The organism is Xanthomonas bonasiae (assembly GCF_014836395.1).
In the GTDB taxonomy this organism is placed as follows: Bacteria; Pseudomonadota; Gammaproteobacteria; order Xanthomonadales; family Xanthomonadaceae; genus Xanthomonas_A; species Xanthomonas_A bonasiae.
Window position 1 is genome coordinate 354,272 of record NZ_JACSQX010000002.1, and the last position, 13,417, is coordinate 367,688.

12 protein-coding genes are annotated in these 13,417 nt (G+C 68.7%); 4 read left to right on the forward strand and 8 right to left on the reverse strand.

Features of this window, described 5'->3' with window-relative positions; genetic code table 11:
- Nucleotides 1-116: 116 nt before the first annotated feature.
- Both H9658_RS04300 and H9658_RS04305 read left to right on the forward strand, forming a co-directional pair.
- Entirely contained in the window at nt 117-764 is a 648-nt protein-coding gene (locus H9658_RS04300) for a hypothetical protein (protein WP_179566916.1), read from the forward strand.
- Between the two features lie 57 nt (nt 765-821).
- A complete protein-coding gene (locus tag H9658_RS04305; RefSeq protein WP_191824478.1) occupies nt 822-1,640 on the forward strand; it encodes a DMP19 family protein in 819 nt (272 codons plus the stop codon).
- A 371-nt stretch (nt 1,641-2,011) separates the two neighbouring features.
- Here H9658_RS04305 and H9658_RS04310 read toward each other — a convergent pair whose 3' ends face one another.
- The 8 genes from H9658_RS04310 to gmk all read right to left on the reverse strand — a co-directional run bounded on the left by H9658_RS04310 (nt 2,012) and on the right by gmk (nt 11,242).
- A complete protein-coding gene (locus H9658_RS04310; RefSeq protein WP_179566925.1) occupies nt 2,012-3,301 on the reverse strand; it encodes a citrate synthase in 1,290 nt (429 codons plus the stop codon).
- Between the two features lie 288 nt (nt 3,302-3,589).
- Entirely contained in the window at nt 3,590-3,832 is a 243-nt protein-coding gene (locus H9658_RS04315) for a type B 50S ribosomal protein L31 (protein ID WP_046977672.1), read from the reverse strand.
- Between the two features lie 163 nt (nt 3,833-3,995).
- Nucleotides 3,996-4,934, reverse strand: coding sequence for a nucleoside hydrolase (locus H9658_RS04320; RefSeq protein WP_179566927.1), 939 nt, complete (start codon nt 4,932-4,934; stop codon nt 3,996-3,998).
- A 132-nt stretch (nt 4,935-5,066) separates the two neighbouring features.
- Nucleotides 5,067-7,217, reverse strand: a complete 2,151-nt coding sequence (recG, locus tag H9658_RS04325; RefSeq protein ID WP_191824479.1) for an ATP-dependent DNA helicase RecG — start codon at nt 7,215-7,217, stop codon at nt 5,067-5,069.
- Between the two features lie 9 nt (nt 7,218-7,226).
- Nucleotides 7,227-7,610 (reverse strand): RidA family protein, encoded by a 384-nt coding sequence (locus tag H9658_RS04330; protein WP_053842173.1) that lies wholly within the window; start codon nt 7,608-7,610, stop codon nt 7,227-7,229.
- 317 nt (nt 7,611-7,927) lie between these two features.
- Nucleotides 7,928-10,099, reverse strand: coding sequence for a RelA/SpoT family protein (locus tag H9658_RS04335; RefSeq protein ID WP_179566931.1), 2,172 nt, complete (start codon nt 10,097-10,099; stop codon nt 7,928-7,930).
- A 101-nt stretch (nt 10,100-10,200) separates the two neighbouring features.
- Nucleotides 10,201-10,500, reverse strand: a complete 300-nt coding sequence (rpoZ, locus tag H9658_RS04340; protein WP_010343101.1) for a DNA-directed RNA polymerase subunit omega — start codon at nt 10,498-10,500, stop codon at nt 10,201-10,203.
- 112 nt (nt 10,501-10,612) lie between these two features.
- Nucleotides 10,613-11,242 (reverse strand): guanylate kinase, encoded by a 630-nt coding sequence (gene gmk / locus H9658_RS04345; protein WP_179566932.1) that lies wholly within the window; start codon nt 11,240-11,242, stop codon nt 10,613-10,615.
- Nucleotides 11,243-11,384: 142 nt separating this feature from the next.
- Between gmk and H9658_RS04350 the strand changes: the two genes are divergently transcribed.
- Nucleotides 11,385-12,170: an RNA polymerase sigma factor gene (locus tag H9658_RS04350; RefSeq protein ID WP_225209731.1), complete on the forward strand. Its 786-nt coding sequence runs from the start codon at nt 11,385-11,387 to the stop codon at nt 12,168-12,170.
- 104 nt (nt 12,171-12,274) lie between these two features.
- The gene (locus tag H9658_RS04355; protein ID WP_191824480.1) at nt 12,275-13,315 is read left to right on the forward strand and encodes a FecR family protein; all 1,041 of its coding nucleotides are present in this window, start codon (nt 12,275-12,277) and stop codon (nt 13,313-13,315) included.
- Nucleotides 13,316-13,417 lie beyond the last annotated feature (102 nt).

Consider the following 13,417-nt stretch of genomic DNA (forward strand, 5'->3'; position numbering starts at 1 on the left):
CGCGTCGCCGCGGCCGGTCGAGCGGACTGCAGCGGCCGTCCAGCGCGTCAACCGCCTGCATGCCGATGTCACCGCGCTGTTGTACAGTCGGGGCAGGCTTTCAGGGAGGCGGCCCCATGCACCACGCTCGGCAACATGCCCAGACCCGCACGCACGAACGCCGCCGCCGGCTGGCCCACGAAGCCGCCCGGCTGATGGCCGAAGGCGGCATCCGCGACTTCCACCAGGCCAAGCTGAAGGCCGCCGAGCGGCTCGGCATCCACGACGACGCCTCGCTGCCGCGCAACCGCGAGATCGAGGATGCGCTGCGCGAGTACCAGCGCCTGTTCGCCGGACCCGACCACGCCGGCGGCCTGCGCCTGCGCCGCGAGGCCGCGTTGCGCGCGATGGACTTCCTGCATGGCTTCGCCCCGCGCCTGGTCGGCCCGGTGCACGACGGCACCGCCGATGCCAACAGCCCGGTGCAACTGCACCTGCACAGCGACGACGCCGACGCGGTGGCGCGCTTCCTCGAAGAACACCGGATCCCGGCCGAATCGCGCACGCGCCGGCTGCGCCTGGACCGCGAACGCAGCGAGGACTTCCCGGTGTGGCTGTTCGCCGCCGAGGAACTGACCTTCGACCTGACCGTGCTGCCCTACGATGCGCTGCGCCAGGCGCCGCTGTCGCAGGTCGACGAGAAGCCGATGCGGCGCGCCTCGGAAAGCCAGCTGCGGCAGCTGCTGACCGAACAGGACATCGCCGACTACCAGCAGCGCCGCTGAGCGCCCGCGCGCGCCGCGCCCGGCGCACCGCTTCCTTTCTGCCAACGGACCCGCTGCATGCCCGCCATTCCGCCCGACGCCATCGTCGTCTCGCGCAACAGTCTCGACAGCGACGACGCGTACGCGCCGATCCAGTCCAACATCAGCTTCATCAACGCCCAGCTCGACCAGTGGCTGCGCCCGGACGAGATCGCCGCCGATGCGATGTGCAGTTATTACGTCGACTTCTACGTGGCGCAGGTGGAAAACGGCGGCTTCGCCCAGTTCGTCTACAACTGCAACGCCGATCCGCTGGTGCTGGACCAGGTCGGGCGCGGACTGCAGGCGATGCGGGCAACCCGGCATGCGGCGCTGTACGCGGCCAGCCGCGCGCTGCTCGAACAGATGGACGACGCCACGTTGCAGGCGTTCATGGACGGCCAGTACTTCGGCGACAACCCGGCGCGCGATGCGCTCGACCGGCATGGCGACGCGTTCTTCGCGCTGGCGGAAGAAGAGGACCTGATCGCACTGAATTCGGCCTGGCTGCGCGCGCATCCGCAGCTGGTGGCGCTGTCGATTCCGGAGATGCAGGCCGAGGTCGAGCGCCGCGGCGCCGCCCTGCCCGATCGCCTCGAGCGCATCGCCGCGGCGCTGGAGAACGAACCGCGCTACATGAAACTGATCCGCCGCCTGTGCGCCGACAGCGGGCACGCGCTGGACCGCGTCACCGCCGGCGATCCCAGCCATGCGCACGACGGCAGGCAGGTACTGGCCTGGCACTTCCTGACCGACCGCGGCCACTTCTACCTGCTCGACCTCGACGGCATCGCGCGCATGCACGACGCCGACAGCCATGCGTTGGTGGCGCAGATCGACGTGCCGGCGCAGTTGTAGGACATTTCGATCCAGGTCATGCACTCCACGCTGCCCCGCGGAAACGGCGCCGGCAGCCTCGGGCCATCCGGAGTTGCTGCCGCAGTGCACCCAGCGAGTTGGCCGCACGTCTCTGCAGGAGCGGCGTCAGCCGCGACGAACGCAGCGGCAGACCTTCCGGCCGCAGATCCTGCCGGAGCCGAAGCCCCTCCCGCATGAACAGCGCTTCAGCGCGTTGCATGCACGCATGTTTATGGGAGCGACTCCGGGTGACATCGGGCCATCCGTCGCGACGAGAGGCTTCCGGAAAAGCCGTCGCATCGCGCTTCGCCCCATAAAAAAACGCCCCGCGAAGCGGGGCGTTCGATTGCGACAGACCAGCGGCAGCGCGATCAGCGCTGGCCGTCGGCCTTGTAGTCGCGCTTGTCGTAGCCGGTGTAGATCTGGCGCGGGCGGCCGATCTTCATTTCCGGATCGACCTGCTGCTCCAGCCAATGCGACACCCAACCCGCGGTGCGCGCGATGGCGAACATCACGGTGAACATCTCCACCGGAATGTTCAGCGCCTTGTAGATGATGCCCGAGTAGAAGTCGACGTTCGGGTACAGCTTGCGCTGCACGAAGTAGTCGTCCTTCAGCGCGGCCTCTTCCAGCTTCAGCGCCACTTCCAGCAGCGGATCGTTGACGCCCAGTTCGCCCAGCACCTTGTGGGTCATCTCGCGGATGATCTTGGCGCGCGGATCGAAGTTCTTGTAGACGCGGTGGCCGAAGCCCATCAGGCGGAAGCTCGAGTTCTTGTCCTTGGCCTTGGCCACGGCGCTCTCGACGTTGTCGGCGGTGCCGATCTCTTCCAGCATCTTCAGCACGGCTTCGTTGGCGCCGCCATGCGCCGGGCCCCACAGCGCGGTGATGCCGGCGGCGACGGAGGCGTACGGATTGGCGCCGGTGGAACCGACCAGGCGCACGGTCGAGGTCGAGGCGTTCTGCTCGTGGTCGGCGTGCAGGATGAACAGCAGGTCCAGCGCCTTGGCCACGACCGGATTCATCTCCAGCTGCTCGCTCGGCACTTCGAACATCATGTGCAGGAAACGGTCGACGTAGCCGAGGTTGTTGCGCGGGTAGCGGATCGGCCAGCCGATCGAATAGCGGTGCGCCGCGGCGGCGATCGTCGGCACCTTGGCGATCAGGCGGATCGCGGCCAGGCGCCGCTGTTCCGGATCGTTGAGGTCCAACGTGTCGTGGTAGAACGCCGACAGCGAGGCCACGGTGCCGGCCATCATCGCCATCGGGTGCGCGTCGTGGCGGAAGCCGCCGAGGAAGTTCTTCAGCGACTCGTGCATCATCGTGTGATGCGTCACTTCGTGGTCGAACTTCTTGAATTCGTCGGCGGTCGGCAGCTCGCCGTTCATCAGCAGGTAGGCCACTTCGAGGAAGTTGGACTTCTCGGCCAGCTGCTCGATCGGGTAGCCGCGGTACAGCAGCACGCCGTTGTCGCCGTCGATGTAGGTGATCGCCGACTTGCAGCTGGCGGTCGCGGTGAAGCCCGAGTCGTAGGTGAACAGACCGGTTTCTTTGGTCAACTTGGAAATGTCGACGCAATCGTTGCCCAAGGTGGGTTTGAGTACCGGCAGAACGACCGACTTGTCGCCGGCATTCAGCGTGACCTGATCAAGATCGGACACAGTGTGCGCTCCTCAGTGGAAGGCGCCTGCCCGTACTTTGCGAACAGACGCGTGAAGGAAGTCCACGGCAATTACCACGGATCGCGTCATTATCGCACAGCAACATTTGAGTAGTCGCTCGTACTGAAGTCGTAGAGCGAGGGCTGGGCGGCGACACAGCGTTGCATCCTCGCCATCGCCAGGACGGGAGAATCTACGCCGGCATCACAGCCGGGAATCGATGCATCGGGGACGCCAAAAAAGAAGGCCGCGCAGGGCGCGGCCTTCTTTACCACTTCGACCGCTCGATCAGCGCGCGTAGCGCTTCTGGAACTTGTCGATGCGGCCGCTGGTGTCGATGACCTTGTGCTTGCCCGTATAGAACGGGTGCGAAGCCGAGGAAATTTCGACCTTGACCAGCGGATATTCTTCGCCGTCCTCCCACTTGACCTTGTCTTTCGAGGACATGGTCGAACGGGTCAGGATCTTGAAATCGGAGGTGACGTCGTGAAACACGACGTTGTGGTACTTGGGATGGATGTCGGCCTTCATGGGCTCGCACCGTAGGGGGCTGCTGGACAAGAGGGAAACTATAGCAACTCACCCGGCCTGCACGCAAGAACAACTTGCGCGGAATTCACGCCCGGCGACGCCAGGGCGCGGGCGCGGCGTCCCGGCCACGCCCTGCCGCACCGGGGCGGCCGCCCTGCCCGGCTCAGCCGGCGCCGACCGCCGCACGCGCCAATGCCTGGAAACGGGCCTGGTCGTAGCGGATCAGCATGGCCGCGTTGTCGGCCAGGCCCAGCTGGCGGTTCCAGTCGACCAGGGTGGCGCCGCGGCTGTGGACCCCGGCCAGTTCGACCTGCAGCGGCCGCGACTGCACCTCCAGCGCGCCCTCGGGCTGCAGCGCCCAGGCCATCGCCAGCGCATCGGCGGCATACCAGTGCTCGCCACGCGAATCCTCCGACCACAGCCGGGTCTTGCGCGAGATCTCCTCGTAGAAGCGCGCCTTGTCGGCATCCGCGGCCAGCCATTGCTCGACCTCGCGGTGCGGCAGGCCATGGGCGACGGTGGCCTCCCAGTCGGCGACCTCGATGTGCGGGAACCCGGAAAACACGATGTGCGCCGCTTCCGGATCGAAGGCGATATTGAACTCGGCGGCCGGGGTGATGTTGCCGTGGCAGGTGATCGCCCCGCCCATCACCACGAAGCGGCGCACCCGCTGCGGCAGGGTCGGATCCAGCTTCAGCGCCAGCGCGATGTTGGTCAGCGGACCGAGCGCGACCAGCAGCAGCGAACCGGCGTACCGGTGCGACAGGCGCAGGATCGCCAGGGCTGCGTGCTCGGACTCGGCGGCGCGCGCCGCCGGCGCCAGGCCGACATCGCCGAAACCGTCCAGGCCATGCACGTGGGCGGCGTCCACCGCCGGGTGCAGCAACGGGTCGGCGCAGCCGGCGAACACCGGCACGTCCTCGCGCCCGGCCACTTCGCACAGCTTCAGCGCATTGCGCACGGTGTGCTGCAGGCCGACGTTGCCGGCGGCGATGGTCAGGCCGACCACGTCGTGGCGATCGTCGGCGAAGGCCATCAGCAGGGCCAGGGCATCGTCCACGCCGGGATCGGTGTCGATCAACAGGGGAATCTTGTCGCTCATGCGTGATTCTTCGTCATTCCGTTCGGCCGCCGAGTCTGGCATTGCGGCGCGGACCTGGGAAGCCGGGGCTTCCGCGGCCTGGGCGAATCCCCAATTCCCAATCCCCAATCCCAGCCGTGGCGCCAGCCACGGCTAAGCCCCCGCGAACCGCGCCGCGCCCCCCACCCAGCGCGCGACGATGCGATCGGCCAGGACCGGCGACTCGGCCAGCAGCCGTTCGGCCAGCGCATGCACCCGCGGCAACAGGCCGGCGTCGCGCGCCAGGTCGGCGACGCGGAACGCGGCCAGGCCGGTCTGGCGGGTGCCGAGCAGTTCGCCGGGGCCGCGCAGCTCCAGGTCCTTCTCGGCGATGACGAAGCCGTCGTTGGTCTGGCGCATGGTCTGCAACCGCTGCCGCGCCATCGCCGACAGCGGCGCCTGGTACATCAGCACACAACTGGAGGCGGCCGCGCCGCGCCCGACCCGACCGCGCAGCTGGTGCAGCTGTGCCAGACCCAGCCGCTCGGCGTTCTCGATGATCATCAGCGACGCGTTGGGCACGTCGACGCCGACCTCGATGACCGTGGTGGCGACCAGCAGGTCGATCTCGCCCTGCTTGAACGCGCGCATCGCCGCCTGCTTCTCGGCGCCCTTCATGCGCCCGTGCACCAACCCCACCTTCAGTTCCGGCAACTGTGCCGACAGCGACTCGAAGGTGGCCTGCGCGGCCGTTGCGTCGATGCGGTTGCCGCCGCCCGGCCCGGACGCCGGCTTGTCGCTGTCTTCGGTTTCGTCGATCAGCGTGCACACCCAGTACGCCTGGCGGCCTTCGGCGCAGGCCACGCGGATGCGCTGCACCAGCTCCGGGCGGCGCTCGGCGCTGAGCACGATGGTCTGCACCGGCGTGCGCCCGGGCGGCAGTTCGTCGATCGCCGACACGTCCAGGTCCGCGTACGCGGCCATCGCCAGCGTGCGCGGGATCGGGGTGGCGGTCATCACCAGCTGGTGCGGCACGCCGGCGCCGGTGGCGCCCTTGTCGCGCAGCGCCAGGCGCTGATGCACGCCGAAGCGGTGCTGCTCGTCGACGATGGCCAGGGCCAGGTCGTGGAAGGCCACCGCGGCCTGCATCAGCGCGTGCGTGCCGACCACCACCTGCGCCTCGCCCGAGGCGATCTGCGCCAGCACCGCGGCGCGCGCCTTGCCGGTGACCTTGCCGGCCAGCCAGGCGACGCGGATGCCCAGCGGCTCCAGCCAGGCGCGCAGGTTCGCCAGGTGCTGTTCGGCGAGCAGTTCGGTCGGCGCCGCCAGCGCCGCCTGCTTGCCCTTGTCCACCGCCAGCATCGCCGCCAGCGCCGCGACCACGGTCTTGCCGCTGCCGACGTCGCCCTGCACCAGGCGCAGCATCGGCGAGGGCTTTTCCAGGTCGGCGCGGATCTGCGCGAACACCCGCTGTTGCGCGCCGGTGAGCTGGAACGGCAGCGACTGCTGCAGGCGCTTGGCCAGCAGGCCGCGCCCGCGCAGCGACGGCGAACGCTGCCGCTGCAGCGCGATGCGCTGGCGACGCAGGCTCAGGTGGTGCGCCAACAGCTCTTCCAGCGCCAACCGCTGTTGCGCCGGATGCAGGCCGGCGGCGAGCGCGCCCAGGTCGGCCTGCGGCGGCGGCCGGTGCGCGATCAGCAGCGCGCTGCGCAACGACGGCAGCCCCAGTTCGGCCAGCATCGCCGCCGGCAGCAGCTCCAGCGACGCTTCGTCGGGCAATCGGTCCAGCGCCTGCCCGATCAGCTTGCGCAGCGTCGCCGGGCCGATGCCTTCGACCGCCGGATACACCGGGTCCAGGCTGTCGTCCAGACCCGCGGCCGCGTCGCCGCCGAGGATCTGGTAACTCGGGTGCACGATCTCCAGGCCGTGCTGGCCCGGCTTGGGCGTGCCGAACGCGCGCAGCCGCGCGCCCACCGCGAACTGCGCCACCTGCGCGGCACGGAACTGGAAGAAGCGCAGCACCAGGGTGGCGCGCGAGTCGTCGGCGACCGCCACGCGCAGCATCGGCCGGTAGCGGAAACCGCGATCCACCGCCTCCACCCGCACTTCGACCTGCGCCGGGACGCCCGGCTGCAGCGCCGCCACCGGGGTCAGCCGGGTGCGGTCCTCATAGCGCAGCGGCAGGTGCAGCCACAGGTCCTGCAGGGTCAGCAGGCCGCGCGCGGCGAACTTCTCGGCGACCTTCGGGCCAACGCCCGGCAGCGCCGACAGCGGCGCCTCGCCTGCCGCCGACAGCGCCGGCGCCGGAACCTGCACGCGCGGCACGGGCGAGGGTCAGTCGAGCACCATCACCGCATCGACCTCGAAGCCGACGCCCTTCGGCAGCGCGGACACTTCGACGGTGGAACGCGCGGGGAACGGCGCCTGGAAATAGTCCTGCATCACCGCATTGACCTGGGCGAACTGCGACAGGTCGGTCAGGTACAGGCCGAGCCGCACGATCCGGTCGAGCGAACCGCCGGCCGCCTCGGCCACCGCCTTGAGGTTGTCGAAGGCGCGGCGCGCCTGCGCGCCGACATCGCCGGGCACGACCTCGCCGGTCGCCGGATCCAGCGGGATCTGGCCGGAGAAATACACCGTGTTGCCGGCGCGCACCGCCTGCGAATACGGACCGATCGCGGCCGGCGCCTGCTCGGTGTGGATGATCTGGCGGGACATGGCGGCTCCAACGGAAAAAGGAATGGGTATTTTACTCGGGACTCGGGACTCGGGACTCGGGACTCGGGACTCGGGACTCGGGACTCGGGACTCGGGACGGCAGGATGCTGTCTCGAGGCATATCGCTGTCAAAAGACTTGAAGTACCGATTCTTTTGAGGAAGACGCCTCTTCCAGCCAGCGACAAACCGCCTTTCTGCAGGAGCGGCTTCAGCCGCGACGCTTTACCGGGAAGGTGTCGCGGCTGAAGGCGCTCCTACAGAAAAGCAAGATGCAGCGCACTTGCGACCATCCCCCGAGCCCCGAATCCCGGCTCCACTACTGCCTGCGCACACTCTGCACCGCGGTCAGCCGGCGCAACCGGCGCATCACTTCGGCCAGGTGGTTGCGGTCGCGTACCTGGATGTTGAAGCGCAGCACCGCGGCGTTGAAGTCGCGATCCAGGTAGTCCACGCGCTCGATGTTGGACTGGCTCTGCGCGATCGCCGCGGCCAGTTGCGCCAGCACGCCGGTGCGGTTCTCCACGTCCACCACCAACGCGGTGTCGTAGTCGCCGATGACGCTGGTGTCCCAGCCGATCGGCACCCAGCGCTCCGGCGACTTGCGCAGTTCGGCCAGGTTCGGGCAATCCAGCCGGTGCACGACGATGCCCTTGCCGGCGGTGTGATAGCCCATGATCTCGTCGCCGGGAATCGGCTGGCAGCAGTTGGCGAAGCTGACCACGCCACGCTCGGTGCCGTTGATCAGGATCTTTTCCTGCGAATGCTTGGACAGGCCGCCGCCGCGCAGTTCCGCATAGGCCATCAGCGCCTGCGCGGCCTGGTTCGGCATCCAGTTACCCAGCGCGATGTCGGCCAGCAACGCCTCCAGGCGCGGATAGCGGTGCTCGCTGAGGAACGAGTCCAGGCGCCCCTTCGGCAGCCGTTCCAGCGCGCTGTCCATCGCCTCCAGCGCGCGGTCGAGCATGCGGTGGCCGAGCTGCACCGCGTCCTCGTGCTCGAGCTGCTTGAGCTGATGGCGGATCGCGGTACGCGCCTTGCTGCTGACAACGAACTCCAGCCACTGCGGCTTGGGCGTGGCCGAACGCGCGGTGATCACTTCCACGGTCTGCCCGCTGACCAGCTTGGTGCGCAGCGGCACCAGCTTCTTGTCCACCCGCGAGGCCACCGCGCGGTTGCCGACGTCGGTATGCACCGCATAGGCGAAATCCAGCGCGGTGGAATTGCGCGGCAGCGCCAGGATCTTGCCCTTCGGCGTGAACAGGTAGACCTCGTCCGGGAACAGGTCGACCTTGACGTTGTCCAGGAATTCCAGCGACGAGCCGGCGGCGCGCTGCGATTCGATCAATTCGACGATCCACGCATGCGCGCGGCTCTGCGCGCTGTTGGGCGAATCGCCGCCGAACTTGTAGGTCCAGTGCGCGGCCACGCCGCGCTCGGCGATCAGGTCCATTTCCTCGGTGCGGATCTGCACTTCGATCGGCGAGCCGTAGGGGCCGAACAGCACCGTATGCAGCGACTGGTAGCCGTTGGCCTTGGGAATGGCGATGAAGTCGCGGAAGCGCGCGTCCAGCGGCTTGAACGTGGCGTGCACCGCGCCCAGCGCGTGGTAGCAGTCCGGCACCCCGCGCACCACCAGGCGGAAGCCGAACACGTCCATCACCTGGTCGAAGGATTTGTTCTCGTCGCGCATCTTGTTGTAGATGCTCCACGGGGTCTTGATCCGGCTGACCAGGCGGTGCTCCAGCCCCTCCTTGGCCAGGCGCTGCGACAGCTGCACCTCCACCTGCGCCATCGACTCGCGGCGCACCACCGGCTGGCTGCGGATGTGCTTTTCGATGATCGCGTGGCGCCACGGGTGCAGCGCGCGGAAGCCGAGGTTCTGCAACTCGGACTTCATCAGGCTCATGCCCAGGCGCTGCGCGATCGGCGCATAGATCTCCAGCGTCTCGCGGGCGATGCGGCTGCGCGCCTCGGCGCTCTGCGCGCCGAGCGTGCGCATGTTGTGCAGGCGGTCGGCGAGCTTGATCATGATCACGCGCAGGTCGCGCGACATCGCCAGCAACATCTTGCGGAAGCTCTCGGCCGCCGCTTCCTGGCGGTCGCGGAACTTAAGCTTGTCCAGCTTGGTGACGCCATCGACCAGTTCGGCGACCGCCTCGCCGAATTCGGCGGCCAGTTCGGCGCGGGTCAGCGGCGTGTCTTCGATGGTGTCGTGCAGGATCGCCGCGATCAGCGCCTCCACGTCCAGGCCGAGTTCGGCCAGCACGCCGGCCACCGCCACCGGATGGGTGATGTAGGGCTCGCCCGACTTGCGGGTCTGCCCGGCATGCGCGGCCGCGCCCACTTCCCACGCGCGCCGCAGCAGCGGAATCTGCTCGGCCGGCAGATAGCTGGCGCTGCGTTCGAGTTGCAGAACGTAGTCGGGGATCGCCTCGTTGGCCGGCGACGGCGCGGCGGTGGCGACCTGGGCAGAAGGGCCTGGGTTCATGCGCGAAGACTATGCCAGCGGCGCGAGGACGGCAAACCCGCAAAACGAAACAGCCCGCGGATGCGGGCTGTTCGGCAGACGCTCCGAGCGCGGGGACGCGATCAGTCGTCGTTCTTGGACATGTCTTCGTCGGCGACGACCTCGGCCGCGGCCCACTCCAGCGCTTCGCGCTCGGCACGCTCGCGCTCGGCCTTCTCGACTTCGTCGATCAGCGCGTTGTCGATCTTGCGCGCGGCGATCTCGCGCAGCGCCAGCACCGTCGGCTTGTCGGCCGATTCGGTGTTGTCGAGGGTGGCCTGCACGCCGTTGGCGAGCTGGCGGGCGCGCTTGGACGCCATCATGACCAGTTCGAAACGGTTGTTAACGACTTCCAGGCAATCTTCTACGGTGATGCGGGCCATGCGGGCTCCCGGCGGGCCGCTGGCGGCCACGCGCTCGAATGAGGGAAAGGGCGGCGATTGTAGGGCGCGGGCCGGCCGAAATCAACCGGCCATCATTCAGTTTCCTTTGGAATCAGCCAGTTGCCTGATCCTGATCGAGCAGCGCGGCGATCAGATCGGCATGCCGCTGCTGTTGCGGCAGACGCCGCAGGCGGCTGGCGACGAAGATCGCGCACATCTCGTCCACCGCGGTGTCGAAGTCCTCGTTGACGATCACGTAGTCGAAGTCGGCGTAGTGCGACATCTCCTCGCGCGCCGCCGCCAGCCGCTGCGCGATCACCGCCTCGCTGTCCTGGCCGCGCTTGCGCATGCGCTGCTCCAGCGCCGCGCGCGACGGCGGCAGGATGAACACGCTGACCGCGTCGGGCACCTTGGCCCGCACCTGGCGCGCGCCCTGCCAGTCGATCTCCAGCAGCACGTCGTGGCCGGCGGCCAGCTGCGGCTCCACCGATTGCCGCGCAGTCCCCTTCCAGTCGCCGTGGACGCGGGCGTACTCGAAGAAGTCGCCGGCATCGATCATGCCCTGGAACTCGTCGGCGGACACGAAGTGGTAGTGCTCGGCATGGCGCTCGCCCGGCCGCGGCGCGCGCGAAGTAAACGAGATCGACAGCGCGATCTGCGGATCGCGCGCCAGCGTGGCGTTGACGATGCTGCTCTTGCCGGCGCCGGAAGGCGCCGCAACGATATAGAGAGTGCCGCGCATCGCTCAGGTCTCGCCGTCGATTGAAGTCGGGCGGCGCACGATACCAGCCCCAGCCGCGACCGCAAGCGACCGGGCCTTGCAGCATCCGCCTGGCAATGCGTCGCCCGTTCGCCGCCCACCCACAGCCTGAGGACTTAACGGCATGATCCTCAAGCGCTTTTCCCCACACGATCGCATGCACCGGCCTGCCGGTCGGGCCGCTGGCGGCTGCACGCGCGGGCAGAGCAAATCCCTGTGCGCGACGCAGCGGCGCAACGGGACGCGCAAGCGACCGCGCCTCCGCACGGTGGCGCGTCCAGTTGCATGCGGCGGCGGCAGGTCGCGGCCGAACTTAATTGAGAATAAATCTCATCCGCACTACACTTCGGCTCTTCTTCCGTGGTCCTGGACGGATGCCATGTCCACTCCTCCCTCTTCCGCCACGCCTGTCTCGCTGGCGGACGAACTGGAAAGCAGCTACGCGGAACTGCATCGGTATGCGACGCGCAAGTACGCCGGCGCGGCGGGCGACATCGTGCACGATGCGTGGATCCGCCTGGCGTCGCGCGAGCCCGGCCACCACAGCGTCCGCGACCCGCTCACCTATCTACGCCGCGTGGTCGACAACGTCGCGGTGGACCGGCAGCGGTTGACCGCATCGCGCAGCCGCTTTCTCGCCCCTGCGGACGCTGCGCAAGATGTTCCCAGCGCGGAGCCATCGCCCTACGCCGCGACCCTGGGCCAGCAGGAATACGCGGTCCTGCTGCAGGCGATCCGCGACCTGCCCGCGCAGGCGCGGCGGGTCTTCGTGCTGTTCCGCGGCCGCAACCTGAGCATGGCGCAGATCGCCGCACAGCTGGACATTTCCCCGCGCACCGTGGAAAAGCACATCGCCGTCGCGCTCGCCCACTGCCGGCGGCGGCTGCGGGAGGCCGGCCGGGACCTCTAGCGCGGCTACGGGATCGGCAGCGCTGGACCCGTCATGCTCATCAACGACCCGCGGATTCCCTTTGCCGCGGACGACAACCCCATTCCTTAGCGGATAGGCAGACGATGCCCGACACCCCCTCCGTCGACGACGACCTGTTCGACCAAGCCGTCCACTGGATCCTGCGCCTGGACGAAGCGCCCAGCGATGCGGACACCTTGCGGCAGTACCGGGACTGGCTGGCCGTCGCCCCTGCGGCGCGCGCGCAAGCGGTGGCGGCGGCGCGCACGCTGCTGGGCATGCTGCAGCGCCCGGCCGCCGAGGTCGGCGACGAACTCGGCATCGATCCGTTGCAGCCCGCGCCATCGGCTTCCGCCGCGATCGCGGCGGCCGCACCCGCGGTTGCGCAGCGGCGCTCGCACCGGCAGCGGCAGCGCTGGCAGGCGGTAGCCGCCGGGCTCGCCCTGGCGATCGGCACCAGCACCTGGCTGGGCGCCGGCGGCCTGGACCGGTTGCGCAGCGATGCCTACACCGGGGTCGGCGCGATGCGGCGGCTGCAACTGCAGGACGGCAGCGTCGTCACCCTCAACACCGACAGCGCCATCGTCGTGCGCATGCACGAGGGCACCCGTTCGGTGCGGCTGCTGCGCGGCGAAGCCTTCTTCCAGGTCGCGCGCGATCCACGCCGCCCCTTCATCGTGGACAGCGCTGGCGGCAGCGCGCGCGTGCTGGGCACCGCGTTCAATGTCCATCTCGAAGACGATACGAGCCAGGTCAGCGTGGCCGAAGGCCGCGTCGCCGTCCGCCCGCCCGCCGGGAAGACCGGCACGGTGCTCGTCGCCGGGCAACGCGCATGGCTGGCAGGCAACAGCGTGCGCCGCGAAACCGCCGTCGATCCGCTCGCGGTGGCCGCATGGCGGCGGCAGCAACTGGTCTTCTACAACACGCCGCTGTCGCAGGTGATCCGCGAGCTCTCGCGCTACCGCCACGGCTTCATCCAGCTGCGCGGCGACATCGGCGCACTGCCGGTCTCCGGCGCGTTCAACATCGCCGACCCGGACGCCGGCCTGCAGGTGCTGCTGGACAGTCTGCGGCTCGACGCGGTGCACCTGGGATGGGCGACCTTCGTGTACCGGCCGTCGCCGCAGACGAGCTCGGTAAAATGAATAAAACATAAACAAAAGAGGGCGATGTAGCACGTCGTCCGCGGATGGACTGGGTAGTCGGAGCACGCCGAACCCGTGTTACCGACAAGAACGTAATGATTT

Bases quoted from the DNA above. Each gene is read 5' to 3' on its own strand.
- H9658_RS04305 (WP_191824478.1), top strand. From the start codon at position 822: ATGCCCGCCATTCCGCCCGACGCCATCGTCGTCTCGCGCAACAGTCTC.
- H9658_RS04350 (WP_225209731.1), top strand. From the start codon at position 11,385: ATGATCCTCAAGCGCTTTTCCCCACACGATCGCATGCACCGGCCTGCC.
- H9658_RS04330 (WP_053842173.1), bottom strand. From the start codon at position 7,610: ATGTCCCGCCAGATCATCCACACCGAGCAGGCGCCGGCCGCGATCGGT.
- H9658_RS04300 (WP_179566916.1), top strand. From the start codon at position 117: ATGCACCACGCTCGGCAACATGCCCAGACCCGCACGCACGAACGCCGC.
- H9658_RS04335 (WP_179566931.1), bottom strand. From the start codon at position 10,099: ATGAACCCAGGCCCTTCTGCCCAGGTCGCCACCGCCGCGCCGTCGCCG.
- H9658_RS04355 (WP_191824480.1), top strand. From the start codon at position 12,275: ATGCCCGACACCCCCTCCGTCGACGACGACCTGTTCGACCAAGCCGTC.
- H9658_RS04320 (WP_179566927.1), bottom strand. From the start codon at position 4,934: ATGAGCGACAAGATTCCCCTGTTGATCGACACCGATCCCGGCGTGGAC.
- H9658_RS04315 (WP_046977672.1), bottom strand. From the start codon at position 3,832: ATGAAGGCCGACATCCATCCCAAGTACCACAACGTCGTGTTTCACGAC.
- gmk (WP_179566932.1), bottom strand. From the start codon at position 11,242: ATGCGCGGCACTCTCTATATCGTTGCGGCGCCTTCCGGCGCCGGCAAG.
- rpoZ (WP_010343101.1), bottom strand. From the start codon at position 10,500: ATGGCCCGCATCACCGTAGAAGATTGCCTGGAAGTCGTTAACAACCGT.